The sequence below is a fragment of the Novosphingobium sp. THN1 genome, assembly GCF_003454795.1.
Lineage (GTDB): Bacteria > Pseudomonadota > Alphaproteobacteria > Sphingomonadales > Sphingomonadaceae > Novosphingobium.
Genome location: NZ_CP028347.1, coordinates 2,692,406 through 2,711,300 on the forward strand (window position 1 = coordinate 2,692,406; position 18,895 = coordinate 2,711,300).

Consider the following 18,895-nt stretch of genomic DNA (forward strand, 5'->3'; position numbering starts at 1 on the left):
GCCTTCGTGCGGATCACACTCTGGCCGGGTTCATTGACGAGTTTAAGTCCCCCGCACGTTCCGTAAACATGGGAATTTGCACAGGGTTCCGAATTAATGCGTATTCACAGGCGGCAATTCAATATCTTTTGCGCTCAATCTTCGTCTTCATCCTCGCGCCGTTCCGCCATGCCGAGCAGCTTGAGCTTGCGATGCAGGGCCGAGCGTTCCATGCCGATGAAGCTTGCAGTCTTTGAAATATTTCCGGAAAACCGCCTGATCTGGACCTTCAGATACTCGCGCTCGAAGTTCTCGCGCGCCTCGCGCAGCGGCACGCCCATCAGGGCAGAACCTGCGGAATCTCCGCCCATCGGAGTGCTCACGATCTCCGACGGCAGCATGTCGGAGTCAATCCGCGTCAATCGGTCACGCGGTGCCAGAATCACCGTCCGCTCGACCACATTGCGCAACTGGCGCACGTTGCCCGGCCAGTCATAGCTTTGCAGGGCTGCCATCGCCTCGGGCGAGATTGCAGGCGGCGACACGCCCTGCTCGCTGGCGTAGCGGGCAAAGAAATGATCGACCAGCGGCGGAATGTCATCGCGACGGTCGGTCAGCGACGGGATCGCCACCGGAACCACGTTGAGCCGGTAATAGAGATCTTCGCGGAAGCGGCGTTCGGCGATTTCTTTTTCCAGCGGGCGCGACGAGGACGAGACCACGCGAACGTCCACGCGCAACTGGCGATGGCCGCCAACGCGGGCAAAGGACTGCTCGGTCAACACGCGCAGGATTCGCGCCTGGCTCGACGCGGGCATGTCGGACACTTCGTCGAGGAACAGCGTCCCCCGTCCGCCATCTCGAGCAGCCCCGCCCTCACCAGTTTGCCGTCGATCTCCTCGCCGAACAGCTCCTGTTCGAAGCGCTCGGGCGTGATGCGGGCTGAATTTACCGTGATGAACGGGCTCTGCGCGCGCGGGCTCCATGAATGAAGCAGGCGCGCCGCAACTTCCTTGCCGGAACCGGCCGGGCCAGTGATCAGCAGGCGGCTGCCGGTATTGGCCACGCGCTTGAGCGTCGCGCGGACCTGGTTGATCGCCGAGCTGTTGCCGGTGAACTCCTCGGCCATGGCAAATCCCTGGCGCAGGCGGGCATTCTCGCGGCGCAGGCGCTCGGTCTCGGTTGCCCGTTCCACCAACAGCAACAGACGCTCTGCCTCAAAGGGCTTTTCGAGGAAATCCATGGCCCCGCGGCTGATCGCGGAAACCGCGGTGTCGATGTTGCCGTGGCCTGAGAAGATGATGACCGGCAGTTCCGGCTCGCGCTTCTTGATTTCGTCGAGGACTTCCAGCCCGTCCATCGGGCTGCCATGCAGCCAGACGTCCAGCAAAACGAGGCTCGGGCGGCGCTCGTCGATCGCGGCGAGGGCTGAAGTGCTGTCAGCCGCAAGCCGGCAGCCATAGCCTTCGTCGGAGAGAACGCCTGCGACCAGTTCGCGGATGTCGCGTTCGTCGTCTACGATGAGGATATCGAGTGCCATTGCTTGGGTCCTGTCAGTCCTGTTCGGCCATTGCGCTTGAAGTGGAAAGCGGGTCGCGGGCAAAGCGCATGGTCACGCGCGTCCCTCCGCCCGGTTCGGGGGTGAAGGCCATCTCGCCGCCGTGCTCCTCGACGATCTTGTGAACGATGGCCAGGCCCAGGCCCGTGCCCTTTTCCCGCGTGGTCATGTAGGGTTCGAGAATGCGCTCGCGCTCAGCCGGCAGACCGATGCCATTGTCGGTGACGCTTACCGTGACCGTGTCGTGGTCTCCCGCCAAGGTCACCGCAATGCGCCCGCGATAGTCGACTTCCTCGCCCTTTGCCCGCGTTTCAATGGCTTCGACCGCGTTCTTCAGCACATTGGTCATCACCTGGCCGAACTGATGGCGGTCGCACTGCAAGGGCATGGATGCAGCATCGCAGGCAAAGCTGAAGTCGATTCCCGTATGCGCCACTTCCTGCAGGAACAGCGATTGCCGAACGAGATCGCTGGCGTCCTCGGCCCGGAAAACCGGCTTGGGAAGCCGGGCAAATGAGGAAAACTCGTCCACCATCTTCCGCAAATCGCCGACCTGCCTGATGATGGTGCTGGTCAGTTCCTCGAACAGTTCGGGGTCGTTCTCGATCTGACGGCCATAGCGGCGACGCAGCCGTTCGGTGGCCAGCTGGATCGGGGTCAGCGGGTTCTTGATCTCATGCGCAATTCTGCGGGCAACGTCCGACCATGCGGCGCGGCGCTGGTCGAGCAGTTGCCGGGTAATGTCCTCGAACGTGATGACATGCCCGTTGCTGTCCTGCACGACGCGCACCGCCAGCGTGCGCAGATCACCGCCGAGCGGATACTGGATGACGTTGTTGGGCTGACCCGAGGTCACCAGTTGCGCGAAAACCGGCGAAACTTCCGCGAGAGGGCGGCCGATGGGGTTATGCGCCGCGTCTGCAAGAAGCACGCGCTGTGCGGACGAGTTGATCAACTGAACTGCGCCATCCCGCCCGATCGACACGATGCCCGCGGTGATCGATTCAAGAACCGCCTCGATGAACGCGCGGCGCACCTCGAGCTGCGCGTTTGCGGTAACGAGTGCCTGGGTCTGACCTTCGAGCTGCTGGGTCATGCGGTTGAACGCACGCGCCAGAAGGCCAACCTCGTCGGTCCCGCTGTTCTGGGCCACGCGCATCGAAAAGTTTCCGCTGCCGATGGTGCGGGCGGCGGATACGAGTTCGGCGAGTGGCGCCACCTGCCTGTCGGCAAAGCGCAAGGCCGCCCAGACGGCTACGCCAACCAGCGCGAGGCTGACGCCGAACAGGGCGAGATTGAAGCGCAATTGCAGCGCCCTCGCCCGGGTCGTCAGCATGTCATAGGATTTGAGCACGGTCTGCGCTCGCTCCCATTGCTGAAGCGCGAGTGCGTTCGAAGTCCGCGCGGCGAAGAGATAGATGCCTCGGCCCTTGTCGATGGGCGTTACCGCTTCGATCCGTTCTGCCGATGCGCGCACGACCACTGCCTCGCCGGCATCGAGCCGTTTCAGGTCTGCCTGCGTGACGCGCTGCTGGCGGTCAGTCTTTTCGGGATCGACAATCGCGGCCGTGCGAAGCGTGCCGTCGCCTGCGCGTTCGAGAATGGCGGATTCGTTGAGCTGGCGGCTGAGAACCTGGAAGGAATAGCCTTCGGCAAATTCGGTCGAGGTGATCGGCGCCTGGTCCAGGTAGTCACGGATGTCCCCGGCCATGGTGACCGTCTCGTTGCCGACGTCGCGCAACTTGTCCTCGTAATACCCCCGCGCCAGCTTGTTCGCATTTTCCAGCATGCCGCGGGAATTGTCCGAGAACCAGAATTCCACGCCGGACTGGAACAGGAACGAGGCAAAGATCACGACCAGCAGAGTCGGAATTGCCGCGATCAACGAGAACAACCAGACCAGCCGGACGTGCAAGCGTCCGCTCGAGCCGAGCACGCTTTGTGCTGCGCGTCTGATCGCAAGCCGTCGGCCCCACAGGATCTGCAGGGCCATGGCCGGAACAAGCGTTCCGATCAGCAGACTCGATGTGAGGCGCGAAGGCAGGATCTGGCCTTCGCTGCCGCTGCTGGTGACTGTCAGCCAGCTAACCGCCAGCATCAACGCCAGGACCGTAGAGGCGGCAACTTCGAGCAGGAAGAACACGTTTGCCCGACGCAGGCCGACGGCCATTCGCCGAACCCAACGCGGCATCCTGCGGACCGTGACTCTTGGCTCCTGCGTCATCGTTGCATGGTCACAACACCACTGTTGCAGAAATGCAAGAGGAAACCGACGAGTGTCTGGCCGCAGGCGACAAGCGTCACCTACCGTCAGTCACGTAGGGCAAAGTCCTCTGCGGTGATGGCCAGCTCCGAAAGCCGCTTTCGCAACGTATTGCGATTTATGCCGAGGATCTGTGCGGCGCGCAGCTGGTTGCCACTAGTCTGGCTGAGGATCGCCGCGAACAGGGGGCGTTCGAACGCTGCAAGCGCTGCGTCATAGACGTCTCCCGGTGCCGGGCTGTTGCTCGAAAGCCAGTGCTCGACGGCAGAGGCGAGGTCACCTGGTGCAGAGCCGGTCGTGTCCTGCAGCTCCTGGGTTGCAGAGCCGCCTTCCGCGTGGACCAGCAGGGGTTCGATCGCCGTGGCGTCGATGATCTCATCACGGGCGAGCAGGGCGAGCCGGTAGATGAAATTGCGCAGTTCGCGCACGTTGCCCCGCCACGGCTGGCGCGAAAGCAGCTCGGCGCCGGACTGGGTCAATTGGCGGCGTGGCAAGCCTTCGGCGGCGGCATTGGCCAGAAAATGGCGGGCCAGCGCCTCGATGTCGTCTGCCCGCTCGCGCAAGGGTGGCAGCTCGATCGGCACCACGGCCAGGCGGTAGTAGAGATCCTCGCGGAACGTGCCTGCGGCGATCATCGGCAGGAGATCGCGGTTCGTGGCGGCGACGATCCGGCAATCCAGCGTGATCTCGTCACGTCCGCCAACGCGCCGGATCCGTCCCGACTGCAACGCGCGCAGCAGGCGCGTCTGGGCCTGCATGGGCATGTCGCCGATCTCGTCGAGGAACAAGGTGCCGCCGCTTGCCTGTTCGAACTTGCCGATCGAACGAGCGACGGCGCCGGTGAACGCGCCCTTCTCGTGGCCGAACAGCTCGCTCTCGATCAGCTCGGCGGGGATGGCAGCAGTATTGACGGCGATGAACGGTCCTGCCCGGCGGTTGCCGAGCTGGTGGATCGCTTCTGCCACCAGCTCCTTGCCAGTGCCGGATTCGCCCAGGATCAGCACTGTCAGATCGTTGCGCAGGACGCGCGTGATCATGCGGTAGACCGCCTGCATTGCAGCGCTCCGGCCAACCAGCGGCAGCCCTTGCGTCACGTCCTGCGGCACGTCGATCTCGGCGGCCTCGGCCTTGCCGATGGCCTGCGTGACCGTGCGGACAAGTTCCTCGAGGTCGAAGGGCTTGGGGAAGTATTCGAACGCCCCGGTCTCGCTGGCACGTACGGCCGTATCCAGCGTGTTCTGCGCCGAAAGAATGATGATCGGCATCGAGGGATGTGCATCGCGTACCGATCCCAGCGTCTCGATCCCGTCGCCGTCGGTCAGCATCACGTCGGTCAGCAACAGGCGGTAGTCGGCGCCCGCAAGATGCCGGTCACGCCCGGCCACCGAATCGCAGTGATCGACATCGAAGCCTTCGGCTTCAAGGGCGGCGGTGATGACGAGGGCGATCGAAGCATCGTCCTCGACCAGAAGAACGCGCTTGGTCATCAGGGCACCGATCCGGCAACGGGGAGGTGGATACGGAAATGGGTCAGGCCATTGGCCTCGTCCCGGTCATGCGTGATGCGCCCGTTCATCTCGCGCACCAGCTTCTGTACCAGCGCAAGGCCAAGACCCTGCCCGCTCTTCTTGCCGGTCACGAACGGCTCGAAGATGTGATCGCGCAGCTTGGGGTCGATGCCCGGACCATTGTCGGACACACGCAGTTCGATCGGCAGGCGCAAGGGTTTTCCGCCCGGGCCGACATGCAGCTGAATGCCGCTGGCAAAGCGCGTCCGCACCGAGATGCGCGGCTGCAACTGGTGCTGGCAGGCTTCGCGCGCATTGCTCAGCAGGTTGAGCAGGACCTGCACCAGCGAATCCGCATTGGCTGTCACCGGCGGCAACGAAGGGTCGAACTCCTCCTCGATCACCACGTTCGAGGGGTGCCCCGCAACCAGCACCGCCTCGGCGCGGCGCACTGCCTCATGCAGGTTGCACTCCTGCGCCGGCTCGGCACTGCGGCGGGAGAGCGACTGCATCTGGTCGATCAGCTTGGCGATGCGGTCGACCTCGGCCGTGATCAGCCCGGTCATTGCCCGGTCCCGCTCGCTCAGCTTGCGGTCGAGCAGTTGTGCCGCGCCACGGATGCCGGCCAGCGGGTTCTTGATCTCGTGCGCCAGCACCTCGGGCGCGCGCAGGGCAACGCCCTCGCCACCGCCAGCCCCTCGTCCGTCGCCGGTCAGCGCCTCGACGCCCACGCCTTCGTGCAGCATCAGCAATTGCCAGCCCGGACAGTGGGTGACCGGGCTGGTCATCACGTCGAACGTCCGGACCGGCTGCCCCATGATCCGCACGCCTACCCCGCGTGCGAACAGGTTGGCCTCGCCATCAGCCAGTCGCCCGAGGATCAGCGGTTCCTCGAACTCGAACAGCTCGGCCACGGACTTGCCCACCAGCCGCCTATAGCTCTGGCCCATCAACTGCTCGGCCGCCGGGTTGACCGAGGCCACCACCAGTTCCGGATCAAGCTGCAGCAGCGCCAGCGGCAGGCTGGCGACGACGCGCTTGGGATCCGGCTTCTGCCCGGGCTCGGTCCTGCGCCAGTCGGGCAGCAAGCTCATGCCGCCGCACGCTGCCCCACTTGCGCCGAGAGGCTGTGCTCGATCGCGCGCTTGTAGAAATCGGCAAGGTTGGCGAGCACCGCCTTGGGGTCGTCGATGAAGTTGACCTTGTTGCGGAAATCGGCCGAACCGTGGAGGCCCTTGGTGTACCACCCGATGTGCTTGCGGGCCATGTTGACCCCGGTGACTGTCCCGTAATGCTCCTGCATCGCCTCATAATGTTCGACGATCAGCGCGTACTGTTCGGGCAGCGTCGGATCGGCCAGGCGCTCGCCCGTTTCGAGCCAATGCATGACCTGGCCGAGCAGCCACGGCCGCCCATAGGAGCCACGACCGATCATCACGCCATCGGCACCGCTCTGTTCCACTGCGGCGGCAACGTCCTCTATTGCGCAGATATCGCCATTGACGATGACCGGAATCGATACCGCGTCCTTCACGCTGCGCACGAAGCCCCAGTCGGCATTGCCCTTGTACATCTGGTTGCGCGTGCGGCCATGGACCGTGATCATCTTGGCACCGATATCTTCGGCAATCCGCGCGAGTTCCGGCGCGTTGAGGCTGTCATGGCACCAACCCATGCGCATCTTCACGGTCACCGGCACCTTAACCGCCTTGACCGTCGCCTCGATCAGGCGCGTGGCGAGCGGAATGTCGCGCATCAGGGCAGAACCGGCATCGCCGTTTACCACCTTGCGCACCGGGCAGCCCATGTTGATGTCGATGATCGCCGCGCCCTGCTGCTCGACCAGCTTGGCTGCCTCGGCCATCTGCGCCGGATCGCAGCCGACCAGCTGCATCGAGACCGGCTCCTCCATCGGGTGCCACGCCGCTTTCTGGATCGACTGGCGCGTCTCGCGGATGGCAGCCGGGCTGGCGATCATCTCGGTCACGTTGAGGCCCGAGCCGAAGCGGCGCACGATCGTGCGGAACGGCAGGTCCGAAACGCCGGTCATCGGCGCAAGCACGACCGGGCAATCGACCGTGACAGGGCCGACCTGAATGGGCTTGAGCACGGGCGGAACGGGAGCTTCGGACATCGGGATCAAATCTGCCTAAAAAACAGGCAGGCGCTTAGTCGATTGCAGGTGAAACGGCAAGACGGTTGCTCATGGCCCCCAAGCGCTGGTAGAGGCGCCGCGAATGAGCGATCGCCTTCCCTCCCGCACCGGACCGGTGGCCGCCGTCGTCGTGGCCGCAGGCAAGGGCTGCGCACCGGCGGCAGCGTGCCCAAGCAGTTCGTTGCCTGGCGCGGCAAGCCGCTCGTGCGCCATTCGGTCGAGGCACTGGTCGAGGCCGGCATTGCCCCTGTTGTCGTGGCTATCCCGCAGGGGTTCGAGGCCGAGGCCGCGCAGGCGCTCTCGGGCCTGCCCGGCATCCGGTTTACCCACGGCGGCGCAACGCGGCAGCACTCCGTCCGCCTCGCCCTGGAAGCGCTGGAGCAAGACGCGCCTGCGCGTGTGCTGATCCACGACGCGGCCCGCCCCGCGCTGCCACAGGCCGTGATCGCTTCACTGCTCGGCGCTCTCGACCGCGGCCTCGCGGCAATCCCGGTGCTCCCGGTCGTCGACAGCATGATCCGCGGAATCGATGACGCAATGGCCGAAAAGGTCAACCGCGAGGAGCTGTTCCGCGTCCAGACCCCGCAAGCCTTCGACTACGCCGCAATCCTCGCCGCGCACCGCGCGTGGACGGGAGAACCCGACGCGGGCGACGATGCCCAGGTTGCCGCCTCAGCCGGCATTAATGTGCTTCTTGCCAATGGCGATGAAGTTCTGCGCAAGATCACTTTTGCCGCCGACCTCGAGGAACAGGACATGACCCGATTGCCCCGCACCGGCATGGGCTTTGACGTGCACCGCCTTGTCGAGGGCGAGGAACTCTGGCTGTGCGGCGTGAAGATCTCGCACAGCAAGGGTCTGTCGGGCCATTCCGACGCCGACGTTGCGATCCACGCGCTGGTCGATGCGCTGCTTGGTGCCGTCGCCATGGGTGATATCGGCGATCACTTCCCGCCATCCGACCCGCAGTGGAAAGGCGCGTCGTCCGACCGCTTCCTCGCACACGCTGCACATCTCGTCCGGGAAGGCGGGTACGAGATCAGCAACGTGGATGTCACCGTTATCTGCGAGGCCCCGAAGATTGGCCCGCACAAGTTCGCGATGCGCGAGGCCCTTGCCCGGATTCTCGGGATTGACTCCGGTGCGGTCTCGGTCAAGGCGACGACTACGGAACGCCTTGGCCTTACCGGCCGGGGCGAAGGTATCGCGGCACAAGCGGTGGCGACGGTCGTCCCCGCTGATCCGCAGGAGCAAAGACGTTATGGTCTCTTCCCGTGTTCTTTTCGGCGCGCTTGCAGGTGCAGCGCTCATGCAGGCCCAGATGGCCCATGCGGCAACTGCGACGGCACCCTGCCTCAGTGAAAACGAAGTGACCGCGCTGGTCGGCTACGCCCTGCCCTCGGTCATCGACGGCACGATGAAGGGCTGCAAGCCGCACTTGTCCGCGAACGGCTACTTCGCCACTCGCGGCACCGAGTTCCTGAACCGCTATGCCGCGCGCAAGGACCAGAACTGGCCGCTCGCCAAATCCGCATTCCTCAAGCTTGGCGGTTCGAAGGACGCCAAGATGGCAGACATGATGCAGAACCTGCCGGACAACGCCGTACAGCCGTTTGTCGAGGCCATGGTCAGCGAAATGGTCAGCGGCGAGATCAAGCCTGACCAGTGCACTGCGATCGAACGCGGCGTGCGCATTCTTGCGCCCCTTCCGCCGGAAAACACGGCAGAGCTGGTGACTTTCATCCTGGTCATGGCCGACAAGCCGAAGCCCGGCAAAGCCTCGTCGTTCCCGATCTGCAAGCCGGCGGCCTGAGCCAATGCCAATGGAAAGCCTGCTTCCTGATGCGATTGGCGAACTTGCGCGTCGCGTGATTGCCGAAAATGCCGCCCTCGGCCGCAAGGTCGCCGTTGCCGAGAGCTGCACTGGTGGCCTTGTTGCCGCAGCCCTTACCGAAGTTCCTGGCAGCTCCGCAGTGCTTGATCGCGGCTTCGTTACTTATTCCAACGAGGCCAAGAACCAGCTTCTCGGCGTGTCGGAAGATCTCATCGATACGTTCGGTGCGGTATCGATCGCGGTCGCGTGGTCAATGGCGCAAGGCGCGCTCAAGAAGTCCGGTGCCGATGTTGCTGTGGCCATCACCGGCGTTGCTGGCCCCGATGGTGGGTCGGAACAGAAGCCGGTCGGCACCGTCGTCTTCGCCTGCGCCAAGCGCGGCGAAGATCCGGAAGCGACCAATGCCGAGCTCAAGCTGTTCGACAGCGCCAGCACCCGCGCCGAAGTGCGCTTTCAGGCGACGCTGACCGCGGTGGAGCTCTTGCTGCCGTAAAGCTGCTCAGCCCTCTTCTCGAACGCGGCGACCATCTTGCGGAATGCCGCGTCGAGATACTGGCCAGCGAGCTTTTCGAAGATCGCACTGCGGAAAGTGAAATCGACGCAGAAGTCGATCACGCAGCCGCCGTCGGGTCCATCCCGAAAGGTCCAGTCGTTCTCGAGCCGCTTGAGCGGACCGTCGATATATTCGACCTTGATCGACCGTGGCCGATCCTTGACCACGCGCGAGGTGAACTTCTCGCGCAGCGCGCTGAAGCCGACGAGCATGTCGGCGATCATCTCGCTTTCACTGTCGGACTTGATCCGGGTGGCCACCACCCACGGCAGGAACTCAGCATAACGGCGCACGTCGGCCACAAGGTCGAACATCTGTTCGACCGACCATTGCAGCGTGCGGGTTTCGGTTATCCTCGGCAAGTCGGGCCTACAGTCCGACCTTGGCAGCGGCCTTTGCCAACTGGGCGTCGCGCGCGGCGCGCATGGCCCGGAAATCGTCACCGGCGTGATAGCTGGATCGGGTCAACGGGCTCGCCGCCACCTGCAGAAAGCCCTTGGCGCGCGCGATCGAGCCATAGGCTTCGAACGCCTTGGGCGTCACGAAGTCGATCACCTTGGCGTGCTTCGGCGTCGGCTGCAGATACTGCCCCATCGTCAGGAAGTCGATCTGCGCCGAGCGCATGTCGTCCATGACCTGGTGGACCTCGAGGCGCTCTTCGCCCAGGCCAAGCATGATGCCCGACTTGGTAAAGATGCGCGGATCGTGGCGCTTGACCTGTTCGAGCAGTCGCAGCGAAGCATAGTAGCGCGCGCCGGGGCGGATCGTCGGATAGAGACGCGGCACCGTTTCGAGATTGTGGTTGTAGACGTCCGGCCCTGCCTCGACGATCGCTTCGACGGCGGCTTCCATCTTGTTGCGGAAGTCAGGCGTCAGAATCTCGATCGTGGTATTGGGCGTCAGTTCGCGCAGGGCCTTGATGACCTTGACGAAATGGCTGGCGCCGCCATCCGGAAGGTCGTCACGGTCGACCGAGGTGATGACGATGTGCTCCAGGCCCATCTTCGCTGCTGCCGTCGCCACGTTCATCGGCTCCAGCGGATCGACTGCGCGGGGCATTCCGGTCTTCACGTTGCAGAACGCACAGGCGCGGGTGCAGACCTCGCCGAGAATCATCACCGTGGCATGCTTCTTGGTCCAGCATTCGCCGATATTCGGGCAGGCCGCTTCCTCGCACACGGTGTTCAGGCCAAGCTCGCGCATCAGGGCGCGGGTCTCGCCATAGCCCTTGCTGGTCGGAGCCTTGACGCGGATCCAGTCGGGCTTGCGCTGACGTTCGGGGCGGAGGTTCTGGGCCGGTTCGGTCATGCCGCCCAGATAGGCCGTTACGCCAGCACTTGAAAGACCCAATCTATGTGGTCATTAGCACAGGCCATGACCCAGGCTTCCCCCGAACTCGACCGCCTCATCGCAGGCTATCGCCGCTTCCGCGAAAGCGGCTGGACTCCGAAGCTGGAGCGCTGGCGCGAATTGCGCGAAGGCCAGGAACCGCAGGTGATGATCATTGCCTGCTCCGATAGCCGGGTCGACCCGGCGCAGATCTTCGATGTCGATCCGGGTGAAATTTTCGTGGTGCGCAACGTCGCGGCCATGGTGCCCCCGTTCGAAACCAATCCCGGCCATCACGGCGTCTCGGCGGCGCTCGAATTTGCGATTCAGGTACTGAAGGTCAAGGAAGTCGTGGTCATGGGCCACGGCATGTGCGGCGGCTGCAAGGCCGCCCTGACGCAAAGCCTCAAGGGCACCGAGCCCGGTGAAGGCGGCTTCGTGGCAGACTGGATTTCGCTGCTCGATGAAGCGCGAGAGGACGTCGTCTCCCACTTCGGGACCGAAGGACATGAAGCCGAGCGCGCAATGGAGCAGGCAGGCGTTCGCGCCAGCCTTGCCAACCTGCGCACGTTCCCATGCGTCCGCCGCAAGGAGGCGAGCGGCGAGCTCAAGCTGCGTGGTGCATTCTTCGCCATTTCAGACGGCGTGCTGCACGTGCTGGACGAACCCAGCGGAGAATTCGCTCCGGTCAACTGATCGGGGCAAGCACAGCAGAAGCAAAAAGGGCGGCCTGCGAAGGCCGCCCTTTTCGTTTGCAGAAAGCCTCAGGCTTACTTGGCCTGGGTGTTGGCGAATGCCAGCCACAGGCGGCCGAGCGTCGCACGGGCACCGCCGACCTGAGCGAAGGTCGCCTTGGCGTCGGCGAACTTGTCCTGGTCGAGCTGCGCGATACCGAGGCGAGTCAGCGCGCGGTCCTTGTCGATGCCGCCCTTCTCGATCGCCATCTTGTAGAACTCTTCCGCCTTGGCGGCTTCGTCATACGAAAGATAGGCGTCAGCCATGGCCATCGGGCTCTTGCCATCCTTGGCAGCGCGCGCTTCCTTGTCGAGCGCCGGCAGAGAAGCCTTGTCAGGAGCAATGCGGCCCTTGGCCTGCGAGATAGCATCGTTCACGAAGGCGTCGTTGGCCTTCAGCACGCCAGCCTGCACGCCCATGTTGGCAACCTTCAGCACTTCGCCCGGCAGGCGGCGCGGGTCGGCCGCTTCGATGTACTCGACGTATTCACGCTCGACGTACTTCGGATCGTTCTGGAACCCGCCCGAACGCATCAGCAGACGGCCAAGGTCCAGCGATTCCTGGTTGGTGAACTGGCTGAACTCGCGCACCAGCTGGCCGGCGCCGAGCCAGTTCAGCGGGGTCGGGTTGTTCTCGACCATCAGCGTCGACCATTCGATCGCCTGCGGCCCGAGCTTGTTCTTGTAGGCAATCAGGTTGGCGCGCTTGAACCAGCCTTCCGGCACTTCGGCACCGGCAGCCTTGCGCGCATCGACCGCCATCTTCAGCGCGGTCAGCGCCTCGGCATTCTGGCCCTGCTGCGAGTACGAGTCTGCCAGCAGCTCTGCCGCGGTGTCGTCCTTGTAGTTCGCCTGAACGACCGGGGTCAGCGCCTTGACGGCGGTAGCGTAGTCCTTGTTCGAATAGGCGAAGTTGCCGAGGTAGAACTGGTATTCGGTCACGTTAGCAGCCGGAACCTGCCCGCTGTCGAGCATGTTCTGGATGCCGCGCTGGCGCATTGCGATGTCATTCAGCGTACCGCCGATGCTGACGGCCCAGCCACCGGCCGCCATGCGGTCGAGCGGGGTCTTGATCGCAGCCTCAGCCGCAGCGAGTTCAGCCGGAGCGTTGGCCAGCAGCGCCTTCTGCGCAGCGGCATCGGCGCCCTTCTTCTTGGCTTCGTCAAGTGCGGTCACGGTCTTCTGGATCGGGCCGGCAGCAGCCACGAATTCCTTGGAATAGCTGGCCTTCTCGGCCTTGGCTTCCTTTTCCTTGGCGAATGCCGCGGTCGACGTGACCGACAGTGCGCCGGCCGAAAGCGCGAGGGCCATCGCCGTCTTGCCAATCAGTCCGAAAGTAGCACGCATAGAAATCGTCTCCTGTTCGACCGGATGCATCAGCGGGAGCGACCCTGCCCCGACACCTTCGCACCCCGGTGTCCTCTCACCTCTGGTCGATCCCGCTAGTGGCGCGGAATTGGGCCCTTGGCAACGGTTTGCGCACTATCCTTTTCACGGTGAACCGTATTTGAATGGCGCCTCGTCCGAATATTCATGCATCTGGTCGCAGGTGTGGAAAACCGAAGCGGTTTGCGGGCCACGGCGGCCCGATTGCTGGCTATCGTGCGGCAATTGGCCTAGGGCCATCTTTCATCCCTTGTAGCTATAACGAAAAGCAGTTCCCGTGAGCGACGACACCACGATCATCGACCCCCCAGTCCCCGCCCCGGAAGGCGAGTTCCAGCGGATCGACATCGTCGACGAAATGAAGACCAGCTATCTCGATTACGCGATGAGCGTGATCGTCAGTCGCGCGCTGCCAGATGTGCGCGACGGCTTGAAGCCGGTCCATCGTCGCATCCTGTGGACCAGCCATGAAAACGGCTTCGTCTCGACCAAGGCCTATCGCAAGTCCGCCCGTATCGTCGGCGATTGCATGGGCAAGTATCACCCCCACGGTGACGCCGCGATCTACGACGCCCTTGCGCGCATGACGCAGGACTGGTCGATGCGCCTGCCGCTGATCGACGGTCAGGGCAACTTCGGCTCGATGGACCCCGATCCGCCGGCCTCGATGCGCTACACCGAAGCGCGCCTTGCCAAGGTCGCGGATTCGCTGCTCGGCGATATCGAGAAGGACACCGTCGACTTCATCCCGAACTACGATGGTTCGGAGCATGAACCGCAGGTCCTGCCCGCGCGCTTCCCCAACCTGCTGGTCAACGGCGCAGGCGGCATTGCCGTCGGCATGGCCACGAACATTCCGCCGCACAACCTCGGCGAAGTGATCGACGGCTGCCTTGCCTACATGGACAACCCGCTGATCTCGATCGACGAGCTGATCCAGATCATCCCCGGCCCCGATTTCCCCACTGCCCCGCTGATCCTCGGCACTGCTGGCGCCCGCAAGGCCTACCACGAAGGCCGCGGCTCGATCATCATGCGCGCCCGCCACCAGATCGAGGAAGGCCGCGGAGACCGCCGCTCCATCGTCCTCACCTCGATTCCCTATCAGGTCGGCAAGTCCGGCCTTGTCGAAAAGATCGCCGAAGCCGCCAAGGACAAGCGGATCGAGGGCATCTCCGACATTCGCGACGAATCCAACCGCGAAGGCGTGCGCGTCGTCATCGATCTCAAGCGCGATGCCACGCCCGAAGTCGTCCTCAACCAGATCTGGCGCAACACCCCTGCGCAGTCGAGCTTCCCGGCCAACATGCTCGCCATCCGTGGCGGCCGTCCGGAAGTGCTCAACCTCAAGGACATCATCGAGGCCTTCGTCCGCTTCCGCGAGGAGGTCATCACCCGCCGCACCAAGTTCGAACTGAACAAGGCGCGTGACCGGGCGCATATCCTGCTCGGCCTCGTCATTGCCGTCACCAACCTCGATGAAGTCGTGCGCATCATCCGCGGCTCGCCCAACCCCGCCACCGCGCGCGAGACCCTGCTCGCCCGCGAATGGCCGATGGGTGAGATCGCGCCCTACATCAAGCTGGTCGAGGCAATCGAGGACGCTGGCGTCGCCGATGCCGCCACTTATCGCCTGTCCGAAATCCAGGTTCGCGCCATCCTCGACCTGCGCCTCCACCGCCTCACCGCGCTGGGCCGTGACGAGATCGGCGAGGAGCTCGAAGGCCTCGCCACCGCCATCGCCGAATACCTCTCGATCCTGGCAGACCGCGTGAAGCTCTACGGCGTCATGCGCCAGGAACTGCTCGAAGTCCGCCAGGCCTTCGCCACGCCGCGCCGCTCGGAATTGACCGCGCCTGCCGACGGGATCGAGGACGAGGACCTGATCGAGCGCGAGGACATGGTCGTCACCATCACCCTCGACGGCTATATCAAGCGCACCCCGCTCTCCACCTTCCGCGCCCAGAACCGTGGCGGCAAGGGCCGCTCCGGCATGGCCACGAAGGACGAGGATGCCGTGGCGACGATGTTCGTCACCAGCACTCATACGCCGGTGCTGTTCTTCTCGACCGCAGGGAAGGTCTATCGCCTCAAGGTCTGGCGTCTTCCTGAAGGCGGGCCGACCACGCGCGGCCGTCCGGTCATCAACATGCTCCCGGCGCTCGACAAGGACGAGACCATCGCCACCGTGCTGCCCCTGCCCGAGGACGAGGCAGAATGGGGCAAGCTCTCGGTCGTCTTCGCCACGGCGAAGGGCAACGTCCGCCGCAACTCGATGGACGCTTTCGCCAACATCCCGTCGAACGGCAAGTTCGCGATGAAGTTCGAAGAGGACAGCGAAGACCGCCTGATCGGCGTCGCCCTGCTCGAAGCCAGCGACGACGTGCTGCTCGCCACCCGTTCGGGCAAGGCGATTCGCTTTGCCGGCGACGAAGTGCGCGAATTCACCAGCCGCACCTCGACCGGTGTTCGCGGCATGACGCTCAAGGGCGACGACGAAGTCATCTCGCTCTCGATCCTGCACCGCGTCGGCACCACGCCTGACGAGCGCGAGGACTACGTCCGCTTCGCACCCTGGAAGGGCGAGAAGGAAGGCGAACCGGCCCTGTCGGCCGAGCGTTACGCCGAACTTCAGGCACGCGAGCAGTTCATCCTCACCGTCTGTGCCAACGGCTATGGCAAGATGTCCTCGGCCTACGAGTACCGCCGCACCGGCCGTGGTGGCCAGGGCATCACCAATATCGACAACATTGGCCGCAACGGCCCGGTCGTCGCCAGCTTCCCGGCCAGCCAGGCCGACCAGCTCATGCTCGTGACCGATCAGGCCAAGCTCATCCGCCTGCCGCTCGATTCCCTGCGCGTGATCGGCCGTGGCTCGGCGGGCGTGCGCCTGTTCAACGTCTCGGGTGACGAGCACGTTGTCAGTGCTGTCCGCCTTGCCGAGGGCGAAGGCGACGATGCCGAGGCGACCGAGGCCAGCAACGGCAATGAAAGCGCAGCACCCGCGGCACCGGAAGGCGGCACTGCCGAATGACTGACCTCCCCCTCCTCGCCTACAAGGTCCTGACCGGTCCGCAGATGGCGCAGCTCGAGGCGGATGGCGTGTTCAAGGGTGCTCCGGTCGATCTGGCGGATGGCTACATCCATCTGTCGACCGAGGCGCAGTTGACCGAGACGGTCGAGAAGCACTTCGCTGGGCAAGACGATCTCCACGTCGCCGCCGTCGATCTCGCCGCGCTTGGCGCTGCGGTAAAGTGGGAGCCGTCACGCGGCGGCCAGTTGTTCCCGCACATCTACGCCGATCTGCCGTTGAACGCGGTCGTCGCCTATTCTCCGCTGGAGCGGGACGAGGACGGAACGGTCAGGTTGCCGATCGCAAGCTGACCGTCCGGGCTCACTCGCCCGCGTCGATCAACACCTGTACCTTGCGATAGAAGGCTTCGCGTTCCTCGGGCTGCGGTCCGGCACTGGCGCGCGGCCAGTCGGAGTTGGTGGCAATCACCAGCTTGCGCTTGGGATCGATGAAGATGCCCTGCCCGAAAATGCCTTGGGCGGCGAAAGTGCCGTCGTCGTTGGTCCACCACTGGAAACCATAGCCTCTTCCCGCTCGGCCAATGTCCTTTTGCTTTGACGTGGCTTGCGCAAACCAGTCCGCCGGCACGATCTGCCTGCCATCGCGCCCCTTGCCACCGCCCATGACGAACATCCCGAAGCGGGCATAGTCGCGCGTCGCCGCCTGCAGGCAGCATCCTCCGATTTCGAGACCCGTCTTGCCCAGCAGCCAGGTCGCCTCGGCCTCCATTCCCGCCGGCTGCCACACCTTCTCCTGCAGATAGGCTGAGAGCGATTTGCCCGTGGCCGAACTGACCAGCACGCCGATCAGGTTGGTCTCGCCGGTATTGTAATGCCACACCTCGCCGGGCGGATGGGCACGCGGCAGCTTGCGCATATAGCTGACGGTCGCATCGAGCCCGTTTTCCGGCTTGGCGCGGTTGAACTCGGCAACGTCCGAATTCGGATCTTCGTAATCCTCGTTCCAGCGCACGCCAGATGACATCGTCAACAATTGCCGCACGCTCACATCATCGTAGGCGCTGCCCTTGAGGCCGGGGATATACTGGCTGACCTTGTCGTCGAGGCTCTTGATTGCTCCATCCTGCAACGCCGCGCCGACCAACGTCGAGGTGAAGGATTTCGCCACCGAAAAGCTCGTCCAGCGGCCCTTCGCATCGAAGTCCAGCCCGTAGCGTTCGAGCCGCACCTTGCCGTCCTGCACAATGACCAGCCCCGCCGTGCGCTGGTGGTCCATGAAATCATCGAGCCCCGGTACTGTCAGAGGCTTGCCGGCAGGGAGCGGCAAAGCCGTAGCCGAAGGCGCGATCGTGTTGGCCTTGGCCAGAAACGGCAGCCGGTCCATCGCCCGGAAAGCCGCATCACGCTGCCCTTCCCGCCATGAAAGCACGTCGGCATTGGTCGGCAAAGCCAGCAGGATCCCGCGCGTTTCCTTGTCGAGCGAGGCAAACCCGGCGCCCCCCGCCAGCAACGCCGCCCCCACCAAAACCCAGCGCTTCCGCATCCATCGCTCCCGTTATTGACACTCGGGACAATAGCGAGCGCTGGCTGGGCGGCAAGAGACGTCAGGCCGCGATCCGAATCTGCGATTGCGTTGAGCCCGCAATCTTTTCCACGACGAAGCGGCTGTCCTTCTTGAAAACCTGCAACCAGCTTTTCGATCCGAATGTAGCAGGTTGCAGCTTCGCTTGGCCCAGAACGGTTGCGAGTTCAGGTAATGGGACCCATTCCCGCTGCTTTGCGATCGCGCTCAGCGCTTCACGGACTTTGGACCAGTGCGCGTCGTCTGTTCTTGGCAAATTGCGGGCTTCTTCTGGCTTGGTGGGCGTCGCTTTGACCTTGGTTCCAACCTTTGAAGAATTCGCAGATGACTTACTTGCTGCAAGAACAACATGATATTTTGTGCAACTATTCCGCAGCTTCTGGTCCGCAGCATCACTGCCGAAACCGTGAACCTCACGGCCCTCTGAGCGGATAAAACTGACCAGAGGCTGGAAGTCGCGGTCTCCAGACGCGATGCACAAGCACTCGAACCCCTTGCGCAGCATGATTTCAACCGCCTCTACGGCCAAGGTTATGTCCGTTGCATTTTTGCCATGCTTCGAGGGCGTCACCTGCCTCACGTCTAGTGGATGGTTTTGAGCGTGGACTATCCATTCAGAATGCGCGCCAGAAGCAAAGTTTCCGTAGACCCGGCGCACCTGAATATCGCCGAGCGCCATTGCAACTCTCTCGATCTTCGGCAAAACGCTCGCTGGCAAATTTTCTCCATCAATCATGATGGCCACGCGCTTCTTGGTCACTTCAGTAATCATCCAATGACTATTGCGGATGAAGCCTAATGATTTCCCAACAAGCCACCACATCGGATCGAAATGCTTTCCTACACTGCGTGATTTCGCCATGGTTGCACTCGCCCGCAAAGCACCTTGAACGCCCCGCAAAACCGCGCCACAGCTACGCCCGAAACCCCTTTCCGCAGTTCTCTCTGGACAGTGTAAACCCCGTAAACCCCCATTCAGGA

The 18,895-nt window shown here is 63.7% G+C and carries 14 protein-coding genes and 2 pseudogenes; 6 read left to right on the forward strand and 10 right to left on the reverse strand.

The genetic code is table 11. The features are described 5' to 3' along the window. Positions 1-134: 134 nt before the first annotated feature. From C7W88_RS13365 to dusB, 5 genes and pseudogenes are all read right to left on the reverse strand, one after another. Positions 135-1,519 (reverse strand): annotated as a pseudogene (locus C7W88_RS13365) (sigma-54-dependent transcriptional regulator). A gap of 13 nt (positions 1,520-1,532) precedes the next feature. Continuing rightward, positions 1,533-3,707 (reverse strand): ATP-binding protein, encoded by a 2,175-nt coding sequence (locus tag C7W88_RS13370; RefSeq protein ID WP_162896056.1) that lies wholly within the window; start codon positions 3,705-3,707, stop codon positions 1,533-1,535. 140 nt (positions 3,708-3,847) lie between these two features. Continuing rightward, positions 3,848-5,287 (reverse strand): sigma-54 dependent transcriptional regulator, encoded by a 1,440-nt coding sequence (locus tag C7W88_RS13375; RefSeq protein WP_118073910.1) that lies wholly within the window; start codon positions 5,285-5,287, stop codon positions 3,848-3,850. After that, positions 5,287-6,402, reverse strand: a complete 1,116-nt coding sequence (locus C7W88_RS13380; RefSeq protein ID WP_039331021.1) for a nitrogen regulation protein NR(II) — start codon at positions 6,400-6,402, stop codon at positions 5,287-5,289. Before C7W88_RS13380 ends, C7W88_RS13375 begins: the two co-directional genes overlap by 1 nt. Further along, a complete protein-coding gene (gene dusB / locus C7W88_RS13385) occupies positions 6,399-7,442 on the reverse strand; it encodes a tRNA dihydrouridine synthase DusB (protein ID WP_118073911.1) in 1,044 nt (347 codons plus the stop codon). The genes C7W88_RS13380 and dusB overlap by 4 nt, the downstream gene beginning before the upstream one ends. Before the next feature lie 103 nt (positions 7,443-7,545). On the opposite strand from dusB, the pseudogene C7W88_RS13390 reads away from it, so the two are divergent. From C7W88_RS13390 to C7W88_RS13400, 3 genes and pseudogenes are all read left to right on the forward strand, one after another. Then, positions 7,546-8,696: pseudogene (locus tag C7W88_RS13390) on the forward strand (bifunctional 2-C-methyl-D-erythritol 4-phosphate cytidylyltransferase/2-C-methyl-D-erythritol 2,4-cyclodiphosphate synthase); the annotation flags it as partial. Between the two features lie 76 nt (positions 8,697-8,772). Continuing rightward, positions 8,773-9,276, forward strand: a complete 504-nt coding sequence (locus C7W88_RS13395) for a hypothetical protein (RefSeq protein ID WP_118073912.1) — start codon at positions 8,773-8,775, stop codon at positions 9,274-9,276. 10 nt (positions 9,277-9,286) lie between these two features. Further along, positions 9,287-9,790, forward strand: a complete 504-nt coding sequence (locus C7W88_RS13400; protein ID WP_118073913.1) for a CinA family protein — start codon at positions 9,287-9,289, stop codon at positions 9,788-9,790. Here C7W88_RS13400 and C7W88_RS13405 read toward each other — a convergent pair. Together C7W88_RS13405 and lipA are read right to left on the reverse strand one after the other, a co-directional pair. Next, on the reverse strand, positions 9,751-10,212 hold the full coding sequence (locus C7W88_RS13405; RefSeq protein ID WP_118073914.1) for a type II toxin-antitoxin system RatA family toxin: 462 nt from the start codon (positions 10,210-10,212) through the stop codon (positions 9,751-9,753). The genes C7W88_RS13400 and C7W88_RS13405 overlap by 40 nt on opposite strands. Before the next feature lie 7 nt (positions 10,213-10,219). Beyond that, a complete protein-coding gene (lipA, locus tag C7W88_RS13410; RefSeq protein ID WP_118073915.1) occupies positions 10,220-11,158 on the reverse strand; it encodes a lipoyl synthase in 939 nt (312 codons plus the stop codon). 66 nt (positions 11,159-11,224) lie between these two features. Here lipA and C7W88_RS13415 point away from each other — a divergent pair, with 66 nt between their 5' ends. Then, positions 11,225-11,875, forward strand: a complete 651-nt coding sequence (locus C7W88_RS13415; RefSeq protein ID WP_118073916.1) for a carbonic anhydrase — start codon at positions 11,225-11,227, stop codon at positions 11,873-11,875. A gap of 74 nt (positions 11,876-11,949) precedes the next feature. Here the strand turns inward: C7W88_RS13415 and C7W88_RS13420 are convergent, their stop codons facing one another. Further along, positions 11,950-13,260: a lipopolysaccharide assembly protein LapB gene (locus tag C7W88_RS13420; protein ID WP_118073917.1), complete on the reverse strand. Its 1,311-nt coding sequence runs from the start codon at positions 13,258-13,260 to the stop codon at positions 11,950-11,952. A 316-nt stretch (positions 13,261-13,576) separates the two neighbouring features. Between C7W88_RS13420 and gyrA the strand changes: the two genes are divergently transcribed. After that, complete coding sequence (gyrA, locus tag C7W88_RS13425) at positions 13,577-16,333, forward strand: DNA gyrase subunit A (RefSeq protein WP_118073918.1); 2,757 nt, start codon at positions 13,577-13,579, stop codon at positions 16,331-16,333. Beyond that, positions 16,330-16,683 carry a DUF952 domain-containing protein gene (locus tag C7W88_RS13430; RefSeq protein ID WP_118073919.1) on the forward strand — a complete coding sequence of 118 codons (354 nt, stop codon included), beginning with the start codon at positions 16,330-16,332 and terminating at the stop codon, positions 16,681-16,683. Before gyrA ends, C7W88_RS13430 begins: the two co-directional genes overlap by 4 nt. Before the next feature lie 10 nt (positions 16,684-16,693). On the opposite strand, the gene C7W88_RS13435 is transcribed toward C7W88_RS13430, so the two are convergent. Beyond that, positions 16,694-17,875 carry a serine hydrolase gene (locus C7W88_RS13435; protein WP_118073920.1) on the reverse strand — a complete coding sequence of 394 codons (1,182 nt, stop codon included), beginning with the start codon at positions 17,873-17,875 and terminating at the stop codon, positions 16,694-16,696. Between the two features lie 61 nt (positions 17,876-17,936). Then, positions 17,937-18,776: an NYN domain-containing protein gene (locus tag C7W88_RS13440; RefSeq protein WP_162896057.1), complete on the reverse strand. Its 840-nt coding sequence runs from the start codon at positions 18,774-18,776 to the stop codon at positions 17,937-17,939. Positions 18,777-18,895 lie beyond the last annotated feature (119 nt).

Excerpts from the sequence above, each read along its gene's own strand:
- C7W88_RS13370 (WP_162896056.1), bottom strand. The coding sequence starts at position 3,707 with ATGGCCGTCGGCCTGCGTCGGGCAAACGTGTTCTTCCTGCTCGAAGTT.
- C7W88_RS13375 (WP_118073910.1), bottom strand. The coding sequence starts at position 5,287 with ATGACCAAGCGCGTTCTTCTGGTCGAGGACGATGCTTCGATCGCCCTC.
- C7W88_RS13380 (WP_039331021.1), bottom strand. The coding sequence starts at position 6,402 with ATGAGCTTGCTGCCCGACTGGCGCAGGACCGAGCCCGGGCAGAAGCCG.
- dusB (WP_118073911.1), bottom strand. The coding sequence starts at position 7,442 with ATGTCCGAAGCTCCCGTTCCGCCCGTGCTCAAGCCCATTCAGGTCGGC.
- C7W88_RS13395 (WP_118073912.1), top strand. The coding sequence starts at position 8,773 with ATGCAGGCCCAGATGGCCCATGCGGCAACTGCGACGGCACCCTGCCTC.
- C7W88_RS13400 (WP_118073913.1), top strand. The coding sequence starts at position 9,287 with ATGGAAAGCCTGCTTCCTGATGCGATTGGCGAACTTGCGCGTCGCGTG.
- lipA (WP_118073915.1), bottom strand. The coding sequence starts at position 11,158 with ATGACCGAACCGGCCCAGAACCTCCGCCCCGAACGTCAGCGCAAGCCC.
- C7W88_RS13415 (WP_118073916.1), top strand. The coding sequence starts at position 11,225 with ATGACCCAGGCTTCCCCCGAACTCGACCGCCTCATCGCAGGCTATCGC.
- C7W88_RS13420 (WP_118073917.1), bottom strand. The coding sequence starts at position 13,260 with ATGCGTGCTACTTTCGGACTGATTGGCAAGACGGCGATGGCCCTCGCG.
- C7W88_RS13430 (WP_118073919.1), top strand. The coding sequence starts at position 16,330 with ATGACTGACCTCCCCCTCCTCGCCTACAAGGTCCTGACCGGTCCGCAG.
- C7W88_RS13435 (WP_118073920.1), bottom strand. The coding sequence starts at position 17,875 with ATGCGGAAGCGCTGGGTTTTGGTGGGGGCGGCGTTGCTGGCGGGGGGC.
- C7W88_RS13440 (WP_162896057.1), bottom strand. The coding sequence starts at position 18,776 with ATGGCGAAATCACGCAGTGTAGGAAAGCATTTCGATCCGATGTGGTGG.